We start from the raw sequence: 20,423 nt of genomic DNA on the forward strand, positions 1-20,423 counted from the left end.
GATAGTAAAGGGTAAAGCAAAAACGACTCTGAGCGTCGTCGTTCCGGCGCTCCGGGAAGATTACCCGGTTAACGGGGGTCGCTAATGGTTTTGAGCACATTGGCAATGATAAAAACTGGAGTAGGATCACTATGACCAACATCACGAAAAAAAGCCTGATTGCACTGGGCGTTCTGACTGCACTTGCAGGCAATATGGCCGTGGCGGCAACGGTTCCGGCTGGCGTTGAGCTGGCACCTAAACAGGAACTGGTTAAAGGCAACGGCGACGAAGTTCAGTCACTTGACCCGCACAAAATTGAAGGCGTGCCGGAATCCAACGTCAATCGTGATCTGCTGGAAGGACTGGTGATCAGTGATACTCAGGGCCACCCGGTCCCGGGCGTGGCTGAAAGCTGGGAAAACAAAGACGGCAAAGTCTGGACCTTCCACCTGCGTAACACGGCTAAATGGTCCAACGGCGAGCCTGTCACTGCTCAGGACTTCGTGTACAGCTGGCAGCGTCTGGCTGACCCGAAAACGGCCTCACCTTACGCCAGCTACCTGCAATATGGTCATCTGGAAAATATTGACGACATCATCGCCGGTAAAAAACCCGCTGATACACTCGGCGTAAAAGCACTGGATGCCCACACTTTGCAGGTGACTCTGAGTGAATCCGTGCCTTACTTCTACAAACTGCTGATCCACCCGTCCATGTCTCCGGTTTACAAGCCAGCAATCGATAAATTTGGCGAGAAGTGGACCCAGCCGGAAAACTGGGTGGGCAACGGGGCCTTTAAACTGCAGACCCACGTGATCAACGAGCGTATCGTGCTGGTGCGTAACCCGGATTACTGGGACAACGCCAATACCAAGCTGGATAAAGTGACCTTCCTGCCCATTTCTTCTGAAGTGAGCGACGTTAACCGCTACTTCAGTAACGACGGCAGCGACATGACTTACAACAACATGCCAATCGAGCTGTTTAAAAAGCTGCAGCGCGATAACCCGAAAGAGCTGCATGTTGACCCGTACCTGTGTACTTATTACTACGAAATCAACAACCAGAAAGCGCCATTCACCGATCCTCGCGTCCGTGCCGCGCTGAAGCTGGGCCTGGACCGTGACATCATGGTCAACAAAGTGCTGGCTCAGGGGCAGTTGCCTGCCTACAGCTACACACCGCCAGCTACCGACGGTGCCGAGCTGATCAAACCTGAGTGGTTCAGCTGGTCACAGGACAAACGTAACGAAGAAGCGAAAAAACTGCTGGCAGAAGCAGGCTACACGGCGGACAAACCGCTGACCTTCGAACTGCTGTACAACACTTCCGACCTGCATAAAAAGCTTGCGATTGCGGCCTCTTCAATCTGGAAGAAAAACCTCGGCGTGAACATCAAGCTGAACAATCAGGAGTGGAAAACTTTCCTGGATACCCGTCATCAGGGTAACTTCGATGTTTCCCGCGCAGCCTGGTGTGCGGACTATAACGAACCAACCTCGTTCCTGAATACCATGCTCTCTAACAGCAGCAACAATACCTCTCACTATAAATCGGCAGAGTTCGATAAGGTAATGGCGGATGCGGCTCAGGCCAGCGATGAGAAAGCCCGTAGCCAGCTGTACGCAAAAGCTGAGCAGGTTCTGGATAAAGACTCGGTTATCGTGCCGGTCTATTACTACGTGAACGCCCGCCTGGTGAAAACCTACGTTGGTGGCTACACCGGTAAAGACGCCCTCGACAACGTGTATGACAAAAATCTGTATATCATCAAACATTAATGGCAAAAATGGGGGAAGGGCGACCTTCCCTCAGCGTGTCTATTTTAAGCAGTGCTGAGGCACAAGCCAGCAGGTACGGGCAATGTTAAAGTTTATTTTACGTCGTTTTCTGGAAGCGATTCCGACGTTACTCATTCTGATTACTATCTCCTTCTTTATGATGCGTCTTGCACCAGGGAGTCCTTTTACCGGTGAGCGTACGCTGTCGCCAGAAGTGATGGCGAATATCGAAGCCAAATATCATCTGAACGATCCGATCTGGAAACAGTACACCGACTATCTGGTGCAGCTGGCCCACGGTGATTTCGGACCGTCGTTCAAATACAAAGACTATTCGGTTAACTATCTGGTCGGCCATGCTTTCCCGGTTTCTGCCAAACTCGGCCTGGCCGCCTTTATTCTGGCGATCATCCTTGGGGTGTCGGCAGGGGTGATTGCGGCCCTTAAACAGAACAGCAAATGGGATTTCGTGGTGATGGGTGTGGCGATGACCGGGGTGGTGATCCCCAGCTTCGTGGTCGCACCGCTGCTGGTGCTGATCTTCGCGATTGCCCTGAAATGGCTGCCGGGTGGCGGCTGGAACGGCGGTGAGGTGAAATATATGATCCTGCCAATGGTGGCGCTGTCGCTGGCCTATATCGCCAGTATCGCGCGTATAACCCGTGGCTCGATGATTGAAGTGCTGCACTCCAACTTTATCCGCACCGCGCGGGCGAAAGGGTTGCCAATGCACCGCATTGTTCTGCGCCATGCGCTGAAGCCTGCGATGCTGCCAGTGATGTCTTATCTTGGTCCGGCCTTCGTCGGCATTATCACCGGCTCGATGGTGATTGAAACCATCTACGGATTACCGGGTATCGGCCAGCTGTTCGTTAACGGCGCGCTGAATCGCGACTACTCGCTGGTGCTGAGCCTGACCATTCTGGTGGGCGTGCTGACCATTCTTTTCAATGCGATCGTTGACGTGCTGTATGCGGTTATCGATCCGAAAATTCGTTACTGATCCGGAGCTCGCCATGATGTTGAGTAAAAAAAATAGCGAAGCTCTCGATGCCTTCAGTGAAAAGCTGGAGGTCGAAGGCCGCAGTTTGTGGCAGGACGCCCGTCGTCGCTTTATCCATAACCGCGCCGCGCTGGGCAGCCTGATTGTGCTGGTGGTGATTGCCCTGTTTGTGATCTTCGCCCCGATGCTCTCCTCGTTTACCTATGACGATACTGACTGGGGTATGATGTCTGCCGCTCCGGACATGGCTTCAAAACACTACTTCGGTACCGATTCATCAGGTCGTGACCTGCTGGTGCGCGTGGCGATTGGTGGCCGTATCTCGCTGATGGTGGGGATTGCTTCTGCGCTGGTGGCGGTGCTGGTGGGCACGCTGTATGGCTCGCTGGCCGGTTACCTGGGCGGTAAAACCGACTCGGTGATGATGCGTTTGCTGGAGATCCTCAACTCCTTCCCGTTTATGTTCTTTGTGATCCTGCTGGTGACCTTCTTTGGCCGTAATATTTTGCTGATCTTCGTCGCTATCGGGCTGGTTTCCTGGCTGGATATGGCGCGTATCGTCCGTGGTCAGACACTGAGCCTCAAGCGCAAAGAGTTTATTGAAGCGGCCCATGTTGGTGGCGTTTCCACCGCCAGTATTGTGCTGCGGCATATCGTACCGAACGTCCTCGGCGTGGTGGTAGTGTATGCCTCGCTGCTGGTGCCAAGTATGATCCTGTTCGAATCCTTCCTCAGCTTCCTTGGGCTGGGTACGCAGGAGCCGCTGAGCAGCTGGGGTGCTTTGCTCAGCGATGGTGCTAACTCAATGGAAGTGTCGCCGTGGCTGCTGCTGTTCCCGGCGGGATTCCTGGTGGTTACGCTGTTCTGTTTCAACTTTATCGGCGATGGCCTGCGTGATGCCCTCGACCCGAAAGATCGTTAAGGAGTTTCCCGATGAGCGTAACTGAACTGCAGCCAGCAATGGCTAAACAAGCGGGAAGCGAACGTCTGCTGGACGTGAAGGATCTGCGGGTAACCTTTGGCACGCCGGATGGTGATGTCACGGCGGTAAACGATCTGAACTTCAGCCTGCGTGCCGGTGAAACCCTGGGCATTGTGGGTGAGTCAGGTTCCGGTAAGTCGCAGACGGCATTTGCCCTGATGGGCCTGCTGGCCAGCAATGGCCGCATTGGCGGCTCTGCACTGTTTAACGGTAAAGAGATCCTCAACCTGCCGGAGAAGCAGCTCAACAGCCTGCGTGCCGAGCAGATTGCAATGATTTTCCAGGATCCAATGACTTCGCTGAATCCGTATATGCGCGTTGGCGAGCAGCTGATGGAAGTGCTGAAGTTGCACAAAGGCATGAGCAGTGCCCAGGCTTTTGAAGAGTCGGTGCGGATGCTGGACGCGGTAAAAATGCCGGAAGCCCGCAAGCGCATGAAAATGTACCCGCACGAGTTTTCCGGAGGGATGCGTCAGCGCGTGATGATTGCTATGGCGCTGCTGTGCCGGCCAAAGTTGCTGATTGCCGATGAGCCAACCACCGCGCTGGACGTTACGGTCCAGGCACAAATCATGACGTTGCTGAACGACCTGAAAAGAGAGTTCAACACCGCGATCATCATGATCACCCACGATTTAGGCGTCGTAGCCGGAATTTGTGACCAGGTGCTGGTGATGTATGCCGGAAGAACCATGGAATACGGCAAGGCGCGTGATGTGTTTTATCAGCCGACTCATCCGTATTCGATTGGCCTGCTTAACGCGGTGCCGCGTCTGGATGCAGAAGGGGAATCCCTGACCACCATTCCGGGCAATCCGCCAAACCTGCTGCGCCTGCCGCAAGGCTGCCCGTTCCAGCCACGCTGTCCGCACGCGATGGAAATCTGTTCCACTGCACCACCGCTGACGCCGTTTGGTGAAGGTCGTCTGCGTGCCTGCTTCAAACCCGCGGAGGAACTGGTATGAGTGCGGTAGCTGAAAAGAAAGTCCTGTTAGAAATTGCCGACCTGAAGGTGCATTTCGACATTAAAGATGGCCGTCAGTGGTTCTGGCAGCCGCCAAAGACCCTGAAAGCGGTAGATGGCGTCAGTCTGCGTCTTTATGAAGGGGAAACGCTTGGCGTGGTGGGTGAGTCCGGTTGTGGCAAATCCACGCTGGCCCGCGCCATTATCGGCCTGGTGAAGGCGACCGAAGGGCGTGTGGCCTGGCTGGGACGCGATCTGCTGGGTCAGAGTGAGGAAGAGTGGCGCAAGGCGCGTAGCGATATCCAGATGATTTTTCAGGATCCACTGGCTTCGCTTAACCCACGCATGACCATCGGGGACATCATCGCCGAGCCGCTGCGCACCTATCATCCTGAGATGGCGCGGCAGGAAGTGAAGGAGCGGGTGAAAACGATGATGATGAAGGTGGGGTTATTGCCTAACCTGATTAACCGTTATCCTCACGAGTTCTCCGGTGGCCAGTGCCAGCGTATTGGTATCGCCCGCGCGCTGATCCTTGAACCAAAGTTAATTATCTGTGATGAGCCAGTTTCAGCGCTGGATGTGTCAATTCAGGCGCAGGTGGTGAATTTGCTGCAGAAGCTGCAGCGAGAGATGGGGCTGTCACTGATCTTCATCGCCCACGACCTGGCGGTGGTGAAGCACATCTCCGATCGCGTGCTGGTGATGTATCTGGGCCATGCGGTGGAGCTGGGAACCTACAATGAGGTTTATCAGAATCCGCAGCATCCTTATACGCGCGCGCTGATGTCAGCGGTGCCCATTCCCGATCCGGATCTGGAGAAGAATAAGGTTATCCAGCTGCTGGAAGGGGAACTGCCTTCGCCAATTAATCCGCCGTCAGGCTGCGTGTTCCGCACCCGCTGTCCGATTGCCGGGCCGGAGTGTGCCAAAACACGTCCGCTGCTGGAAGGCAGCTTCCGTCATGCCGTCTCCTGCCTGAAAGTGGACCCGCTGTAAGGTAATTTTCGCTGAAGTCTGAGGCGTGGGGAACACCGGTCGGGAAAGCGTCTCGTGCCATGGACGGCGCGAGTCGGGCTGCCATAAATGGTGTTGTTTGCCTGTTTATGAGCGGCCTGCATTCATCACGCAGGCGCTGATTTACTCAACCGTTACTCGCGCCACAAAATATGGCACAGCTTGTGGTCTTTCTCACGGCACAGCAGTACGCGGGCAAACACGTCCGTAATCGGATCGCCATCCACTTCACCCAGCCCAATCACCACTTCGGAGAAGAAGTCCGGGTTCAGGTCAAAATCAACATGCTCAGCCCAGTCTTCTGAAGGATCAAACAGCTCTGCGCCACCGCGTTCTTCAAACTGAAGATTGAACAGAATGATATCGGCCGGGTCGAGGTTGTCACCTGCCAGCTCCAGAAAAATATCGTAAGCCTGTTCCAGGGTTTCATCTTCGGTAAGGCGGTTATTTAAATCCATAACATTTCCCATAATGCCCGTCGGGCGCTGTGCAATTCCGCTCGTTTTACAGCAACGGACTGAAGAAGTAAAACAGTCGTTCGACAATCCGCTGCCAGTAAGCACGTCGGGACCAGCGTTTGCCATCTACCAGCCGCGAGCGGGCGATATAATCGTCCTGAACGCGGGCCAGGTCGCCGCCGAAACCGTCATCATCAATCACCAGCGTGATCTCAAAATTCAGCCACAGACTGCGCATATCCAGGTTCACCGTGCCGACCAGGCTCAGCTGACCATCGACCAGCACGCTTTTGGTATGCAGCAGACCGTCTTCAAACTGGTAAATTTTAACCCCGGCTTCCAGCAGTTCAGCGAAAAACGCACGGCTTGCCCAGCCAACCAGCATGGAATCATTGCGGCGCGGCACAATGATACTGACGTCGACACCACGCAGTGCAGCGGTGCAGATGGCGTGCAGCAGGTCATCGCTGGGGACAAAGTAGGGCGTGGTCATGATCAGCTGTTCGCGCGCGGAATAGACTGCGGTCAGCAGAGCCTGATGGATCAGGTCTTCCGGGAAGCCTGGGCCGGAAGCAATCACCTGAATGGTATGGCCGCTTTCCTGCTCGAAAGGCATCACGTTGCCATCCGGCGGCGGCGGCAGAATGCGCTTGCCGGTTTCAATCTCCCAGTCGCAGGAGTAGATAATCCCCATGGTGGTGGCAACCGGGCCTTCCATACGCGCCATCAAATCCACCCACTGGCCGACGCCTGCATCCTGTTTAAAATAGCGTGGGTCAACAAGGTTCATACTGCCGGTGTAAGCAATATAGTTATCGATCAAAACCACTTTGCGGTGCTGGCGCAGGTCCATGCGACGCAGAAACACGCGCAGCAGGCTGACTTTAAGTGACTCTACCACGTCGATCCCGGCATTGCGCATCATCGCGGCCCACGGGCTGCGGAAAAACTGTACGCTTCCGGCTGAATCCAGCATTAAGCGGCAATGCACGCCGCGCCTTGCTGCGGCCATCAACGATTCCGCCACCTCATCCGCCAGTCCGCCCGGCTGCCAGATATAGAACACCATCTCAATATTATGACGCGCCAGCTGAATATCGCGGATTAACGCCTGCATAGTGTCTTCAGTGGAGGTCAGCAGCTGTAACTGATTGCCTTTCACACCCGCCACGCCCTGACGGTTCTCGCACAGCTGAAACAGAGAGCGGGCAACGTCGCTGTTGTCCTCGGCAAAAATCTGGTGACAGGATTTTAAATCGTTCAGCCATTTAGCCGTGGAGGGCCACATGGTGCGCGCGCGCTCCGCCCGCCGCTTCCCCAGATGCAGTTCCCCAAAGGAGAGATAGGCGATGATCCCGACAAGCGGCAGGATATAGATAATCAGCAGCCAGGCCATGGCGGAAGGGACGGCACGGCGTTTCATTAAAATACGCAGCGTCACACCGGCGATCAGCAGCCAGTAGCCAAAAATCAGCAGCCAGCTGAGTACAGTATAAAAAGTCGACATGTCAGTGGAAATCCCGTTCGCGCTTGAATACAGGGAGTTTACGTGCAGATGACAGCATGCGAAACCTTTTCCGGTTTAAAGTCATCGGACCTGGCATGAGAAGAGAAAGGTTTATACTGCTGCGCGAGTTTTTTGACCTCAGAGGGTAAAATGAGACGGAGCAGAAATGAAGTCGCACGCTGGCGTATGTCGCGTCAGATCCAGCGTCGTCGGGCACGCTGGCTGGAGGGGCAGTCAAGACGTTATGGTCGTATGCACGCCATCCGTCATCAGGTAAACCAGCAGCAGCGACGTTCTGTTCTGTTTATTAATCCGCTGTTCTGATCCGCCTGAGTGGGCACTTTTCCCTGTGCATTCACCGCACAGGGAAAGCAAACTGGCGGTTAAAACACCCGTTTGAAGGGCTTGACTGCGACCTGCTTATAAACTCCGGCGGCAATATAAGGGTCATCCTGCGCCCATGACTGCGCCTCTTCCAGCGACGCGAACTCGGCAATCACCGTTGAGCCGCTGAAACCAGCCACGCCCGGGTCATTGCTGTCCACGGCGGGCATCGGTCCGGCCACAATCAACCGGCCTTCGTCCTGCAACAGCTGCAGACGTGCAAGATGGGCAGGGCGCACGGCGGTACGCTTTTCCAGTGAATCAGCATTATCTTCTGCGTAAATTACGTAGAGCACGTTTACAACTCCTGTCGGGTCAGTAAGATTCGGCGATTACGTTAAGTCATCGTTAACCTTTCTGCAAACGAAAGATAGTCGCGGCCTGATTACGGTCAGTTTCGGGCACTTTTCTGACGAAATCACGCTGCCAGCGCGGCTGGGTTATTGAAACTGATTGCTATTTGCATTTAAACTTACGTTTCAATACTTACAGCAGAAAGATTATGACGACGCTGACAGAAAATTCTTTACCCCGCCGTATATCGCTGCCGATGTTGTTCTCTGTGGGACTGCACGCGGTAGTGATTGGGGGAATACTTTATGCTTCTTTTCACCAGGTAGTCGAAGTGCCGAAAGCGTCTCAGCCCATCAGCGTCTCGATGGTTGCGCCTGAAGTGCAGCCAGAGCCTCAGCGCGCTCCTCAGCCTGCTCCAGAACCTGTTGCAGAGCCAGAGCCTGAACCCGTTCCGGAGCCGGAGCCGCCCAAACCTGAGCCAGTGCCCATTCCAAAACCCGTGCCGAAACCCAGGCCAAAGCCGGTAAAAAAAGAAGTGGTGAAGCCGAAGAAAGAGGTGAAACCCCACACGGAACCGCGTCAGGCATCGCCGTTTAATGAAGACAAGATGGCGACCGCGCCTAAGCCGTCTACTGCGCCCAAAACCTCACCAGCGCCTTCTGCTGTGGCCTCAACGGGGCCGAAAGCTATCAGCGTGGGCAAACCGGGTTATCCGGCCCGTGCCTTTGCACTGCGGATGGAAGGGCGGGTGCGGGTTCAGTTTGACGTGGATAGTTCAGGTCAGGTCGACAACATCCGCATTCTCTCTGCCGAGCCGCGGAATATGTTTGAGCGTGAAGTAAAACTGGCTATGAAGAAGTGGCGATATGAAGCCGGTAAGCCGGGCAAAGGCCTGACCATGAACATCGTCTTCAAAATTGACGGTGGCACCAGCATCGAATAAAGAAAAAGCCGGAAAATCCGGCTTTTTTTTCAGTTCTGCACATCCGGCTGGAAATGCATCTTATCGGCGGGCAGCTCACGGGATTTGCCTTCATTATCCACCGCGACATAGATAAACACCGCTTCGGTGGTGCAATAGCGTTGACCGATTGGCTCGGAAGAGACTTTCTTGATCCACACTTCGATATTAATAGTGATCGAACTTTTCCCGGTACGAATGCAGCGGGCATGACAGCTCACCACATCTCCCACCGCGACCGGTTTGAGGAAGGTCATGCCGTCCGCACGCACGGTGACCACACGTCCTCCGGCAATCTCCTTGGCCAGAATTGCTCCGCCCATATCCATCTGTGACATCAGCCAGCCGCCAAAAATATCCCCGTTGGCGTTGGTATCCGCAGGCATGGCCAGCGTCCGCAGCACCATTTCGCCCTGCGGGAGTCTGTTTTTATCGTCGTTCATTGCTTGCTTCCAGATAATGGGAGGGTGGCCCGGCTGAGGCCGGGCTCTGAGGTTTATTTTTCTTCTTGTGGCATCAGGCGGTAGATATACAGGCCGCTGATGAGGGTAAAGAGCAGGGTCAGACCGGTCAGGCCGAACACTTTAAAATTAACCCAAAATTCCTGAGATAACCAAAAAGCGACGTAAATATTTGCTATCCCGCAGGCGAAGAAAAACAGCGCCCAGGCCACATTCAGCTTACGCCAGGCAAATTCCGGCAGCTTCAGCTCTTTCCCCAGCATGGTCTGGATCAGCGGCTGCTTCATCCAGAACTGGCTGAACAGCAGCGCCAGCCCGAACAGGGAGTAGATCACCGTGACTTTCCATTTGATGAACTCATCGTTATGGAACACCAGCGTCAGGGTGCCGAACACCGCGACCAGCACGAAGGTGAAGATGGTCATCTTTTCTACTTTGCGGAACATTATCCAGCTGGCAACCAGCGCCAGAGCTGTGGCGACAATCAGCGCACCAGAGGCGACGAAGATGTCGTACAGCTTGTAAAAGATGAAAAAGACCACGAGCGGGAGGAAATCAAGTAACTGCTTCATAAAGGCTTCCAAATACCAGACTGGGGCAAAACATCACGTTATCATTGCGTGCCCCGCAGGGCACGCAATCACCATTAACGTAACAGCATATACAGGCGATAAAGATAGATAATCAGTATGGCCGAAATAAGGTTACTCAGGGCGTTCAGCACCACTGACGCGACGTTGGCTGGCAGCACGGTCAGCGAGGATGCCAGCAGCAATACGGCAATTTTTGCCAGCAGCCAGACGGCCACGCCAGGGGCAACGATCTTCATCTGGCTCCACACCAGACGCATGCTGCTGCGCATGGCCGCGAAGATGCCGATCTTTTCGGTTGCGAGGATTATCGGTGCCAGCGCCAGCACGATAGCGAGGATCACGCCAGGCACAACCAGCACCATAAAGCCCAGTTGCACCACCAGAGTCATGATAAACACCAACAGCAGCAGGCGAGGCAGCATCGGCGCAGACGCCCCAATCGCCCGAAGCGCGCTGATGCGTTGTCCGGCAGAGACCATCGGGATCAGGCTCAGCATGGCACCCAGCAGCAGGGTATTCCCCACCAGAGAAGCGAAGGTTCCGGCTGCAGAAGCACGTAACAGGATACGCTGCTGGTCAGGTGACATATTCTGCACCATCTCCAGCAGGCTCATGCCCGAGCCGCTGTTGCCTTCCGTCAGAAGGGAGAGCTGATCGGTGCCTGGCGTCAGCGCGTGGCCGATCAGGACGGTGATAAAAGAGGTCAGTAGCGAAATCAGCACGATGGTAATCAGCTGATGGCGAAAAAAGTTCCCCGTGTCACGGTATAACGAACCTGCCGTGAAAGACATGTACACTCCTTGAAAAGCCGGTATTAGCGATCCGGCGATTGTACATGGTCTGGCGGCAACCTGGCACCCTGACTTACATAACTTTCAATTAAAGAAGGCATTATCGGCTCAAACCGTGGCGGCAGACCCTGGCGCGCTCTGGCAGGTTAGAGACTCCATTAAGCAAAACGTCTTCACCAGGATGTTTGTAGAAATTGATCCAAATCAAATCATTGTTTTTTAAGGATAATGAAAGAAATGATTTGCATGACCTTTCTGCAAATAAAGGTAAAGATGGCGCAGATAAAGAGTAAGCAATTGCGTAAAAACACTTAATGACATGCAAAGGAGTGGTTATGAAATTAACAGCATTGGCTCTGGCGGTAGTGACTCTGCTGCCAGCGGTCGCTTCAGCCCATCAGGCTGGCGATTTTTTCATGCGTGCAGGAACTGCAACCGTTCGTCCAACCGGTGGCTCTGACAATGTGCTGGGGCTGGGTGAGTTCAACGTCGACAATAATACTCAACTGGGCCTGACATTTACCTATATGGCGACCGATAACATCGGTATTGAGCTGCTGGGAGCCACGCCATTCCGCCATAAAGTGGGTCTGGAGGCGACCGGGACACTGGCGACCGTGCACCAGCTGCCACCGACACTGATGGCTCAGTGGTACTTTATGGGTAATACCAGCAAATGGCAGCCTTACGCCGGTATCGGTGTTAACTACACCATGTTCTATGACAACGATTTCAATCAGACCGGGCGTGATGCCGGGTTAAGCAATCTGAGTGTAAAAAATTCCTGGGGTGTGGCAGGTCAGCTCGGTCTGGACTATCAGCTGACGCCGGACTGGATGCTCAATGCCTCCCTGTGGTACATGAATATCAAAACCAAAGTCGGCTTTGACTCTCCGGCGGGTCATCAGAGTATCGACACGGATATCAACCCGTTTGTGTTCTTCTTCGGGGCAGGTTATCGCTTCTGACAGCCTTCAGCGGGCGTAAAAAAAGCCGCCTCATGGCGGCTTTTTACATGGTACAGCAACTTACTTTATCTGCATGTTATTAGTCACCGAGGTGACGCCTTTCACACTGCGGGTAATGGTGACGGCACGGTTAGCCATTTGCGGTGAGCTGACAAACCCACTCAGCTGTACGCGGCCTTTGAAGGTTTCCACGTTGATTTCAGTCGATTTCAGCGAATCATCTTTCAACAGCTCGCCTTTGACTTTAGTGGTGATCACCGTGTCATCAAGATAGCCGCCGGTGCCTTCTTTGGTTGCTGTCGGCGCACAGGCGCTGACCGAAACAGCCACTACTGCCGCAATAACCATGCCGGTCAGGATTTTCATCAACTTCATTGTCATTCTCCCTGTCATTCTCGATTGGCCTTCGCCGTGATTACAGAATCGCTCTGTAAAAGAAGCTTAGTCCTGAGCGGAAAATTCGCAATCGGATAAGGCCATAAAGAGTGGGAAAATAATGCCTTACCGTGAGAGGTAAGGCACTGAGCAGGGGGATTAGCGCGTGGCGGCTTTCAGACCGGAGACGAAAGCCTTCAGTTCAGCCAGCATAACCGGCGGATTGGCGTGATTTTTCCCGATGATTTTCACGATGGCAGAACCGGATATGGCACCGGCAGCGCCGGCCGCCAGCGCTTCTTTCACCTGGCCTGGCTCAGAAATGCCAAAGCCCTGTACCGACGGCGCGGCATTATATTCGGTCAGTTTAGTCACCAGGTGCTGTAACGACAGGCTTTCACCACGGGTTTCGGAGCCGGTGACGCCAGCCCGCGAGAGCAGGTAGGTATAACCGCGACCATGTGAAGCGATCTCACGCAGCAGATCATCATCAGCATTCGGCGGGCAGATGAAGATAGGCGCGATGTTGTGACGCATCGCTGACTGACGAAACGGCGCTGACTCTTCAACCGGCACATCCGCAACCAGCACGGAATCCACACCGGCCTGCTGGCAGCGGGCATAGAAGTTATCAATGCCATTGGAGAAGACCAGGTTGGCGTACATCAGCAGGCCAATCGGGATCTCCGGGTATTTCTGGCGAATGGCGGCCAGCATTTCAAAACACTGTGACGGTGTCACGCCTGCCGCGAATGCACGCAGGGTGGCATTCTGGATGGTCGGGCCGTCGGCCAGCGGATCAGAGAAGGGAATACCCAGCTCCAGCGCGTCGGCACCGCCTTCAACCAGCGCATCAATAATCTGCAGCGACAGCTCTGGTGTGGGATCGCCCAGCGTGACGAATGGCACGAATGCGCCTTCTTTGCGTGCTTTCAGGCTTGTAAAAAGCTGATCGTAACGTTCCATCAGATTTCTCCCTTAGCGGTCAGAATGTCGTGAACGGTGAATATGTCTTTATCGCCGCGGCCGGAAAGGTTAACCACCAGAAGCTGCTCTTTTTCCGGTGCTTCGCGCATCATTTTCAGCGCATGAGCCAGTGCGTGCGACGATTCCAGCGCCGGGATAATCCCTTCGCTGCGGCACAGCATCTTGAAGGCATCAAGGGCTTCATCATCGGTAATCGACACATAATCAGCACGACCGGTACTGTTCAGATAAGCGTGCTGCGGTCCCACGGACGGGAAGTCCAGACCGGCCGAGATAGAGTAGGACTCTTCGATCTGCCCGTCTTCGGTCTGCATCATTGGCGCTTTCATGCCAAAGTAGATCCCCACGCGCCCGTGCTTCAGTGGCGCGCCGTGTTCCCCACTTTCAATGCCGTGACCGGCAGGTTCAACGCCAATCAGGCCAACAGACGTTTCATCAATAAAGTCGGCGAACATGCCGATAGCATTGGAGCCACCGCCGACACAGGCAATGACCGCATCCGGCAGGCGGCCTTCGCGTTCCTGAATCTGCACTTTAGTCTCTTCGCCAATCATCCGCTGGAATTCACGTACGATGGTCGGGAAAGGGTGTGGGCCGGCTGCAGTACCCAGCATGTAATGGGCGTTATCATAGCTGCCAGACCAGTCACGCAGCGCTTCGTTACAGGCATCTTTCAGCGTGGATGAGCCACTGTGCACCGGGATCACTTCCGCGCCCATCAGCTTCATTCGGAAGACGTTAGGCGACTGGCGCTCAATGTCTTTCGCGCCCATATAGATGCGGCACTTCAGTCCCAGCAATGCGCTGGCCAGAGCGGAGGCCACACCGTGCTGCCCGGCGCCGGTTTCGGCAATGATTTCGGTTTTGCCCATACGCTTAGCCAGCAGGGCCTGACCCAATACCTGGTTTGTTTTGTGCGCACCACCGTGCAGCAGATCTTCACGCTTCAGGTAGAGACGGGTTTTAGTGCCTTTGGTCAGGTTCTTACACAAAGTCAGGGCCGTCGGGCGACCGGCATAGTTTTTCAGCAGGTCAGTAAACTCGGCCTGAAACTTCGGGTCGCGCTGAGCGCTGACAAAGGCTTCTTCCAGCTGGCGCAGGGCTGGCATGAGGATTTGTGGCACATACATGCCGCCAAATTCGCCGAAATAGGGGGTCAGTAAGGTCATATCGCTTCTCTTTTCGCTAAACGGAACCGCAGGCGGCTCCGGACGGTCAGTACGCCTTCAGCGTTTGAAAGACTGAGGCAATCTTCGAGGCATCTTTGATTCCGGGCGCGCTTTCCACGCCGGAATTGAAATCTAAACCGGCACAGCCCAGTTGAGCGGCTTCAACACAGTTATCCGCTCCCAGTCCGCCAGCCAGCAGGACGTTGTCCAGCTGCTGACCGCTGAGCAGGCTCCAGTCAAAACGTTTGCCGCTGCCGCCGTTACCGTTATCAAATACATAGCGGTCAACGTGCGGCCAGTCGCGGGCTGGCAGGGCACCTTTAATGCTGAAGGCTTTCCAGATTTTCACCTCTGCGGGCAGCAGGCTGCGCAGTTCTGCCACAAAAGCCTGATCTTCGTCACCATGCAGTTGAACGACCAGCAGATTGAGCGCCTGAGCAGTAGTGACAATGTCACTAATGGCATTATTGCGGAATACACCAACATATTTCAGCGCTGCAGCAGCCTGGATCGTTCTGGCTTGTTCAATGCTCACTTTGCGTGGAGAGCCTTCGGCAAAGATAAGGCCGCCGTAAATGGCACCGGCTTCAAGTGCGCTGCGCGCATCTTCCGGACGGAAAAGGCCACAGACCTTATTATCGCCGATAATCACACGACGCACCGCGGCTGCGAGGTCATCTTCTGACATCAGCGCGGAGCCAATCAGGAAGCCGTTGGCAAAGTGGCTCAGCTCACGCACCTGCGCATAACTGTTAATGCCGGATTCGCTGATCACCGTTACCCCATGGGACACTTTCGGGGCCAGGCGGCGGGTGCGGTCCAGATCGATAGACAGATCGCGCAGATCGCGGTTATTAATCCCAATCACTTTTGCGCCCAGTGCGGTGGCACGCTCCAGCTCTTCATCGCTGATCACTTCAGTCAGCACGCCCATATTCAGGCTGTGCGCCACGGCGGACAGCTGGCGATACTGCTCATCATTCAGCACGGAAAGCATCAGCAGGATCGCATCGGCCTGGTAGAAACGCGCCAGGTAGATCTGATAAGGATCAATGATAAAATCTTTGCACAACACTGGCTGAGTAATCGCTGCGCTCACTATGGGAAGAAAATCAAAGCTTCCCTGGAAATATTTCTCGTCGGTCAGCACAGAAACTGCCGAAGCGTAGTGCCGGTAAACACCAGCGATAGTCGCCGGATCAAAATCTTCCCGAATCAGCCCCTTTGAAGGCGAAGCTTTCTTACATTCAAGAATAAACACGGTCCTGGCACCCTGCAGCGCGTGATAAAAGCTGCGGGTGGACGGTGCGATCTCGTTCTGGAAAGTCGACAGCGGCTGTTGCTGCTGGCGCTCTGTCAGCCAGATGGCTTTGTCCTGAACAATTTTGTTAAGTACGGTTTCCTGCATGATTATCCTCTTGCTGCCAGTGCGACAACTTGCTCGTAAGCCTGACCACTGCGGATGACGCTCAGCGCCGTCCGGGCATTTTCCCGTAAATCTTCATTGCCGAAAATCTTCAGCAGCAGCGCCACGTTAGCCGCAACGGCCTCCTCGTGCGCGCGCTCGCCTTTACCCTGGAGTAATCGTGTCAGAATGTCACGGTTTTCTTCAGGTGTGCCGCCCGCCAGCGCCTCCTGCGGGTGGAAACTCAGGCCGAAGTCTTCCGGCGTCAGCTGGTAGCTGGTGATCTCGCCTTCACGCAGTTCTGCCACGTGGGTTTTAGCGTGCAGGGCAACCTCATCCATCCCGCCGCCGTGGACTACCGCCGCACGCTGGTAGCCCAGCATTTTCAGCGTTTTGGCCACCGGGAGTACCAGTTCAGGACTGTAAACGCCAATCACTGCCAGAGGAGGGCGCGCCGGGTTGATCAGCGGGCCGAGCACGTTAAACAGTGTGCGGGTCTTCAGCTGCTGGCGTACCGGCATGGCATGACGAAAGCCGGTGTGATACTGGGGCGCGAACAGGAAGCAGACGTTGAGATCGTCCAGTGCCTGGCGAGCCTTTTCTGCTGGCAGATCCAGACTGATGCCAAACGCCGCCAGCAGATCGGAAGAACCGGATTTGCTGGAAACGCTGCGGTTGCCGTGCTTGGCCACTTTCAGACCGCAGGCAGACGCCACAAAGGCGCTGGCGGTGGAGATATTAATGCTGTTGCTGCCGTCACCGCCGGTCCCGACAATATCCGCGAAGGCGTAGTCAGGACGCGGGAAGGGTTTGGCATCTTCGAGCAGCGCCGTGGCGGCACCGGCAATCTCTTCCGGGCGCTCACCGCGAACTTTCATCGCAATCAGCGCGGCAGCAAGCTGGGTTGGTTCCAGCTGCCCGGTAATGATTGCCGAGAACAGCTGATGGCTTTCGGCCTGGGTCAGGGTCTGAGCCTGATATAGTTTTTCCAGAATCTCGTTCATCGGGGTCTCCTTATTACGCCAGCGCCCAGGCGAGTGTTTGTTCCAGAAGGCGTGCGCCCTGGGTGGTCAGAATGGATTCCGGATGGAACTGAAATCCGCAGACGCGATCGGCATCGTGACGGACAGCCATTACCATGCCGTTAAAAGTCGCGTTGACGATCAGTTCTGCCGGGACATTGCTGCCCACCAGAGAGTGATAACGCGCCACCGGCAGCGGGTTGCTCAGCCCGGCAAACATGCCCAGATCATCATGGGTAATGGCAGAGGCTTTACCGTGCAGGATTTCACCAGCCTGCCCCACGTGGCCGCCGTAGGCTTCCACAATCGCCTGATGGCCCAGACAGATACCGATAATCGGCAGACGGCCGCGCAGGCGCTGCAGCAGTTCCGGCATGCAGCCTGCTTCAGAAGGCGCTCCCGGACCTGGTGACAGCATCAGCACCGGATTTTCCATGCTCTGCAGGCGGTCGATTAACGTTTCTGCCGGTACATTGTTACGGTAAATCACCACGTTATGGCCAAAGGCACGTAACTGGTCGACCAGGTTATAGGTAAAGGAGTCAATGTTGTCGAGCAGCAGGATATCAGCCATCAGAAAATCTCCTTGCAGTGATGGGCCGTGGCGATAGCGCGAAGAACGGCGCGGGCTTTATTACGGCTCTCATCCGCTTCCGCTTGCGGAACAGAATCCAGCACCACACCAGCCCCGGCCTGAACGGTAGCGACACCGTCTTCAACGTAAGCTGAACGAATAACGATACAGGTATCCAGATCGCCGCTGGCCGTGAAGTAGCCCACCGCGCCGCCGTAGCTGCCACGACGAGTGCCTTCGGCTCCGGCAATCAGCTGCATGGCGCGTACTTTTGGTGCACCGCTCAGCGTGCCCATGTTCATGCAGGCGCTGTAAGCGTGCAGCACGTCCAGATCTCCACGCAGCTGGCCGACCACGCGGGATACCAGGTGCATCACAAAGGAGTAGCGGTCAACTTTGGTCAGGTCAGCAACGTAGCGGCTGCCCGATGTGCAGATGCGTGCCAGATCGTTACGTGCCAGGTCAACCAGCATCAGGTGCTCGGCCAGTTCTTTATGGTCGGTACGCATTTCCAGTTCAATGCGGCTGTCCAGGTCGCGGTCCAGTGAACCGTCGGCGTGGCGTCCGCGCGGACGGGTACCGGCAATCGGGTAGATCTCAATCTGGCGGCTGGCGGCATCATACTTCAGTGAGCTTTCCGGTGAGGCGCCGAACAGGCTGAAGTCCTGATCCTGCATAAAGAACATATACGGGCTTGGGTTGCTGTTTTTCAGCGTGTCATAAGCTGCCAGCGGAGAAGGGCAAGGCAGTGAGAAACGGCGTGACGGCACCACCTGGAAAATTTCGCCGACACGGATGGCTTCCTGCAGCTCACGAACCACGTTGCAGTACTCTTCGTCGCTCTGGTTGCAGCTCAGCGTCATTTTTTCAACCGGCTGAACCGGGAGTGGATGAGCGGGTTGCAGCATCTGCGTATGGAGCTGTTCTATACGGCTCTGCAGGCGTAAAAATTCGCCCGGCGTGGGGGTAAACAGGCTGGCCTGCAGGCGGGCTGTCTGGCTCTGGTGGTCAATAACCAGTAGCGTTTCAGCCAGATAGAAACAGTAGTCCGGGCAGCGTTGGTCGTTGTTCAGCTCTGGCAGGTTCTCAAACCCGGCCACCAGGTCATAAGCAAACAGGCCGCCGAGCAGCATCGCTTCGCGCTCTTCTTCCGGGCTGTTAACCAGATGCGGGATCAGACGCAGCGCATCAAAAACGGAGATCGACTTCAGCCGAGAATCTTCATCCTGCACTTCTGTGTTGGCCGGAAAAGTCAGCTCACGACCATCGGGGCGGACGGTGCTGATCACGCCCGAAGGCAATGCGGCATCCAGCAGGGGCAGGATCGCGCGGCCATTCTCTGACAGCGCCTGCACGGTAACGGTATTGCCCAGTGCTTTAATGCGCAGAGCACTGTCGACAATCAGCAGGCTTTTCAGATTACGCTTGCTGTCAATGTCAGCGGATTCGAGCAACAGCGTGGCCGGGCGGGCACCACACAGCTGATGAAAAACGGCGGCCGGATCCTCGCGGTAGGGTGCGTTGCCCGTAATCAACTTCACTGTAGGTTTGGCATTTTGCATGAGGTCAGTTCTCTGAAATTTGCTAAAAAAAAAGCCCGCGTTAGGCGGGCCTGGGTATCTGCACAACGTCTGGTTGCGTGCATGACTCCTTCGCCCGTTCAGGGAGAAGTGCGCCACCAACCAGTCATCATTAAATGTGTCATAGTCATGATTCAGATACCCTTGCATGTGAACTTGCGTACTAGTTAACTGGTTCGTCGCCAAAAAGTCAATACTCTTTTTCCCCCGGAGCGAAATCCCGGTATCATGCTGCGACATTTATCCGCCGATGCCGGAGCAGTTTTGACAGATCCAACCCCGCTAAATCCCTGGCCCGTATACGATCTCCACAGTCACACCCGCGCCTCTGATGGCTTACTTACCCCGGAAGAATTGGTGCTGCGTGCGGTCGGGCATCGCGTGGGCGTGCTGGCTATTACCGATCACGATACCGTAGATGGCATTCCGTCCGCGCGTGAAGCGATTGCCAGGCACCAGCTCCCTTTGCAGCTGATCGCCGGGGTAGAAATCTCTTCTCTGTGGGAAAATCATGAGATTCACATTGTTGGTCTGGGTGTGGCCACTGAGCATCCGGAGCTGACCGCTTTTTTGAAGGAACAGACTGACCGGCGACAGGCGCGCGCAGAGTTAATCGCAGAACGGCTGGAAAAAGCCCATATTCCAGGCAGCCTGGCAGGCGCGATGGCGCTGGCTGAGGGCGGGGCGATTACCCGGGGGCATTTCGCCCGCTTCCTGATCGCTCAGGGCAAAGCTGACAACATGGCGCAGGTGTTTAAAAACTACCTCGCCAGAGGCAAAACCGGTTATGCCCCGCCACAGTGGTGTACAATTAAACAAGCCATTGATGCCATTCATCATTCTGGTGGACGTGCAGTACTGGCCCATCCGGGCCGTTACGGCCTGTCGGCAAAATGGCTGAAGCGTCTGATCGCCCACTTCAGTGAGGAAGGCGGCGACGCAATGGAAGTCGCACAGTGTCAGCAGGCGCCCAATGAGCGTACCCAGCTGGCGCGCTATGCGCAGGACTACCAGCTGGCTGCGTCGCAGGGTTCTGACTTCCATCAGCCCTGTCCGTGGATCGAGTTGGGAAAAAAATTATGGCTGCCGGGTGGCGTTGAGGCCGTCTGGCTACGCTTCCCGGAAATTGCACAAGTTTGATCCGCCCGCTGCGCGGCAAACAAGA

General features: G+C 55.3%; 20 protein-coding genes, 1 pseudogene and 1 other annotated feature. Of the genes and pseudogenes, 9 read left to right on the plus strand and 12 right to left on the minus strand.

Going from position 1 to position 20,423, the window contains the following annotated elements:
* Positions 1-131 precede the first annotated feature (131 nt).
* From oppA to oppF, 5 genes are all read left to right on the plus strand, one after another.
* On the plus strand, positions 132-1,763 hold the full coding sequence (gene oppA, locus GSQ70_RS24385) for an oligopeptide ABC transporter substrate-binding protein OppA (protein WP_158784927.1): 1,632 nt from the start codon (positions 132-134) through the stop codon (positions 1,761-1,763).
* An 82-nt stretch (positions 1,764-1,845) separates the two neighbouring features.
* Positions 1,846-2,766, plus strand: coding sequence for an oligopeptide ABC transporter permease OppB (gene oppB / locus GSQ70_RS24390; RefSeq protein ID WP_158784928.1), 921 nt, complete (start codon positions 1,846-1,848; stop codon positions 2,764-2,766).
* A gap of 13 nt (positions 2,767-2,779) precedes the next feature.
* A complete protein-coding gene (gene oppC / locus GSQ70_RS24395; RefSeq protein WP_158784929.1) occupies positions 2,780-3,688 on the plus strand; it encodes an oligopeptide ABC transporter permease OppC in 909 nt (302 codons plus the stop codon).
* Between the two features lie 11 nt (positions 3,689-3,699).
* On the plus strand, positions 3,700-4,713 hold the full coding sequence (locus tag GSQ70_RS24400) for an ABC transporter ATP-binding protein (RefSeq protein ID WP_158784930.1): 1,014 nt from the start codon (positions 3,700-3,702) through the stop codon (positions 4,711-4,713).
* On the plus strand, positions 4,710-5,711 hold the full coding sequence (gene oppF, locus GSQ70_RS24405; RefSeq protein WP_158784931.1) for a murein tripeptide/oligopeptide ABC transporter ATP binding protein OppF: 1,002 nt from the start codon (positions 4,710-4,712) through the stop codon (positions 5,709-5,711). Before GSQ70_RS24400 ends, oppF begins: the two co-directional genes overlap by 4 nt.
* A 152-nt stretch (positions 5,712-5,863) precedes the next feature.
* On the opposite strand, the gene GSQ70_RS24410 is transcribed toward oppF, so the two are convergent.
* Together GSQ70_RS24410 and cls are read right to left on the minus strand one after the other, a co-directional pair.
* A complete protein-coding gene (locus tag GSQ70_RS24410; protein WP_158784932.1) occupies positions 5,864-6,187 on the minus strand; it encodes an HI1450 family dsDNA-mimic protein in 324 nt (107 codons plus the stop codon).
* 46 nt (positions 6,188-6,233) lie between these two features.
* A complete protein-coding gene (gene cls / locus GSQ70_RS24415) occupies positions 6,234-7,694 on the minus strand; it encodes a cardiolipin synthase (RefSeq protein ID WP_158784933.1) in 1,461 nt (486 codons plus the stop codon).
* A gap of 150 nt (positions 7,695-7,844) precedes the next feature.
* On the opposite strand from cls, the gene GSQ70_RS24420 reads away from it, so the two are divergent.
* Complete coding sequence (locus GSQ70_RS24420) at positions 7,845-8,018, plus strand: YciY family protein (RefSeq protein WP_158784934.1); 174 nt, start codon at positions 7,845-7,847, stop codon at positions 8,016-8,018.
* A 59-nt stretch (positions 8,019-8,077) separates the two neighbouring features.
* Here the strand turns inward: GSQ70_RS24420 and GSQ70_RS24425 are convergent, their stop codons facing one another.
* Positions 8,078-8,374: a YciI family protein gene (locus tag GSQ70_RS24425; protein WP_158784935.1), complete on the minus strand. Its 297-nt coding sequence runs from the start codon at positions 8,372-8,374 to the stop codon at positions 8,078-8,080.
* Positions 8,375-8,580: 206 nt separating this feature from the next.
* On the opposite strand from GSQ70_RS24425, the gene tonB reads away from it, so the two are divergent.
* Positions 8,581-9,315, plus strand: coding sequence for a TonB system transport protein TonB (tonB, locus tag GSQ70_RS24430; protein ID WP_158784936.1), 735 nt, complete (start codon positions 8,581-8,583; stop codon positions 9,313-9,315).
* Between the two features lie 29 nt (positions 9,316-9,344).
* Here the strand turns inward: tonB and yciA are convergent, their stop codons facing one another.
* The 3 genes from yciA to GSQ70_RS24445 all read right to left on the minus strand — a co-directional run bounded on the left by yciA (position 9,345) and on the right by GSQ70_RS24445 (position 11,178).
* The gene (gene yciA / locus GSQ70_RS24435; protein ID WP_158784937.1) at positions 9,345-9,776 is read right to left on the minus strand and encodes an acyl-CoA thioester hydrolase YciA; all 432 of its coding nucleotides are present in this window, start codon (positions 9,774-9,776) and stop codon (positions 9,345-9,347) included.
* Between the two features lie 53 nt (positions 9,777-9,829).
* Entirely contained in the window at positions 9,830-10,366 is a 537-nt protein-coding gene (locus GSQ70_RS24440; protein ID WP_158784938.1) for a septation protein A, read from the minus strand.
* A 74-nt stretch (positions 10,367-10,440) separates the two neighbouring features.
* A complete protein-coding gene (locus GSQ70_RS24445; protein ID WP_158784939.1) occupies positions 10,441-11,178 on the minus strand; it encodes a YciC family protein in 738 nt (245 codons plus the stop codon).
* Between the two features lie 335 nt (positions 11,179-11,513).
* On the opposite strand from GSQ70_RS24445, the gene ompW reads away from it, so the two are divergent.
* Positions 11,514-12,146: an outer membrane protein OmpW gene (gene ompW, locus GSQ70_RS24450; RefSeq protein WP_158784940.1), complete on the plus strand. Its 633-nt coding sequence runs from the start codon at positions 11,514-11,516 to the stop codon at positions 12,144-12,146.
* Positions 12,147-12,206: 60 nt separating this feature from the next.
* Here the strand turns inward: ompW and GSQ70_RS24455 are convergent, their stop codons facing one another.
* The 6 genes and pseudogenes from GSQ70_RS24455 to GSQ70_RS24485 all read right to left on the minus strand — a co-directional run bounded on the left by GSQ70_RS24455 (position 12,207) and on the right by GSQ70_RS24485 (position 19,240).
* Entirely contained in the window at positions 12,207-12,521 is a 315-nt protein-coding gene (locus GSQ70_RS24455; RefSeq protein WP_158784941.1) for a BON domain-containing protein, read from the minus strand.
* A 159-nt stretch (positions 12,522-12,680) separates the two neighbouring features.
* Positions 12,681-13,487 carry a tryptophan synthase subunit alpha gene (gene trpA / locus GSQ70_RS24460; RefSeq protein ID WP_158784942.1) on the minus strand — a complete coding sequence of 269 codons (807 nt, stop codon included), beginning with the start codon at positions 13,485-13,487 and terminating at the stop codon, positions 12,681-12,683.
* Positions 13,487-14,677 (minus strand): tryptophan synthase subunit beta, encoded by a 1,191-nt coding sequence (trpB, locus tag GSQ70_RS24465; RefSeq protein WP_158784943.1) that lies wholly within the window; start codon positions 14,675-14,677, stop codon positions 13,487-13,489. Before trpB ends, trpA begins: the two co-directional genes overlap by 1 nt.
* A 46-nt stretch (positions 14,678-14,723) precedes the next feature.
* A complete protein-coding gene (trpCF, locus tag GSQ70_RS24470) occupies positions 14,724-16,085 on the minus strand; it encodes a bifunctional indole-3-glycerol-phosphate synthase TrpC/phosphoribosylanthranilate isomerase TrpF (protein WP_158784944.1) in 1,362 nt (453 codons plus the stop codon).
* Positions 16,086-16,087: 2 nt separating this feature from the next.
* Positions 16,088-17,678 (minus strand): annotated as a pseudogene (gene trpD / locus GSQ70_RS26205) (bifunctional anthranilate synthase glutamate amidotransferase component TrpG/anthranilate phosphoribosyltransferase TrpD).
* Positions 17,678-19,240, minus strand: coding sequence for an anthranilate synthase component 1 (locus GSQ70_RS24485; RefSeq protein WP_158784947.1), 1,563 nt, complete (start codon positions 19,238-19,240; stop codon positions 17,678-17,680). The pseudogene trpD and the gene GSQ70_RS24485 overlap by 1 nt, the downstream one beginning before the upstream one ends.
* 25 nt (positions 19,241-19,265) lie before the next feature.
* Positions 19,266-19,365: a sequence feature (Trp leader region), on the minus strand.
* Positions 19,366-19,486: 121 nt separating this feature from the next.
* On the opposite strand from GSQ70_RS24485, the gene GSQ70_RS24490 reads away from it, so the two are divergent.
* Positions 19,487-20,398 (plus strand): PHP domain-containing protein, encoded by a 912-nt coding sequence (locus GSQ70_RS24490; RefSeq protein ID WP_158784948.1) that lies wholly within the window; start codon positions 19,487-19,489, stop codon positions 20,396-20,398.
* The last annotated feature ends 25 nt before the right edge of the window (positions 20,399-20,423 follow it).

It is taken from the genome of Pantoea sp. BAV 3049 (genome assembly GCF_009765445.1).
Lineage (GTDB): Bacteria > Pseudomonadota > Gammaproteobacteria > Enterobacterales > Enterobacteriaceae > Erwinia.

What these genes read in the sequence shown, in the direction of transcription:
- yciA (WP_158784937.1), bottom strand. Translation starts at nt 9,776, where the DNA reads ATGAACGACGATAAAAACAGACTCCCGCAGGGCGAAATGGTGCTGCGG.
- ompW (WP_158784940.1), top strand. Translation starts at nt 11,514, where the DNA reads ATGAAATTAACAGCATTGGCTCTGGCGGTAGTGACTCTGCTGCCAGCG.
- GSQ70_RS24400 (WP_158784930.1), top strand. Translation starts at nt 3,700, where the DNA reads ATGAGCGTAACTGAACTGCAGCCAGCAATGGCTAAACAAGCGGGAAGC.
- GSQ70_RS24485 (WP_158784947.1), bottom strand. Translation starts at nt 19,240, where the DNA reads ATGCAAAATGCCAAACCTACAGTGAAGTTGATTACGGGCAACGCACCC.
- oppF (WP_158784931.1), top strand. Translation starts at nt 4,710, where the DNA reads ATGAGTGCGGTAGCTGAAAAGAAAGTCCTGTTAGAAATTGCCGACCTG.
- GSQ70_RS24420 (WP_158784934.1), top strand. Translation starts at nt 7,845, where the DNA reads ATGAGACGGAGCAGAAATGAAGTCGCACGCTGGCGTATGTCGCGTCAG.
- oppB (WP_158784928.1), top strand. Translation starts at nt 1,846, where the DNA reads ATGTTAAAGTTTATTTTACGTCGTTTTCTGGAAGCGATTCCGACGTTA.
- oppA (WP_158784927.1), top strand. Translation starts at nt 132, where the DNA reads ATGACCAACATCACGAAAAAAAGCCTGATTGCACTGGGCGTTCTGACT.
- trpA (WP_158784942.1), bottom strand. Translation starts at nt 13,487, where the DNA reads ATGGAACGTTACGATCAGCTTTTTACAAGCCTGAAAGCACGCAAAGAA.
- GSQ70_RS24410 (WP_158784932.1), bottom strand. Translation starts at nt 6,187, where the DNA reads ATGGATTTAAATAACCGCCTTACCGAAGATGAAACCCTGGAACAGGCT.
- GSQ70_RS24445 (WP_158784939.1), bottom strand. Translation starts at nt 11,178, where the DNA reads ATGTCTTTCACGGCAGGTTCGTTATACCGTGACACGGGGAACTTTTTT.
- trpB (WP_158784943.1), bottom strand. Translation starts at nt 14,677, where the DNA reads ATGACCTTACTGACCCCCTATTTCGGCGAATTTGGCGGCATGTATGTG.
- oppC (WP_158784929.1), top strand. Translation starts at nt 2,780, where the DNA reads ATGATGTTGAGTAAAAAAAATAGCGAAGCTCTCGATGCCTTCAGTGAA.
- GSQ70_RS24440 (WP_158784938.1), bottom strand. Translation starts at nt 10,366, where the DNA reads ATGAAGCAGTTACTTGATTTCCTCCCGCTCGTGGTCTTTTTCATCTTT.
- cls (WP_158784933.1), bottom strand. Translation starts at nt 7,694, where the DNA reads ATGTCGACTTTTTATACTGTACTCAGCTGGCTGCTGATTTTTGGCTAC.
- GSQ70_RS24490 (WP_158784948.1), top strand. Translation starts at nt 19,487, where the DNA reads ATGCTGCGACATTTATCCGCCGATGCCGGAGCAGTTTTGACAGATCCA.
- GSQ70_RS24455 (WP_158784941.1), bottom strand. Translation starts at nt 12,521, where the DNA reads ATGAAGTTGATGAAAATCCTGACCGGCATGGTTATTGCGGCAGTAGTG.
- tonB (WP_158784936.1), top strand. Translation starts at nt 8,581, where the DNA reads ATGACGACGCTGACAGAAAATTCTTTACCCCGCCGTATATCGCTGCCG.
- trpCF (WP_158784944.1), bottom strand. Translation starts at nt 16,085, where the DNA reads ATGCAGGAAACCGTACTTAACAAAATTGTTCAGGACAAAGCCATCTGG.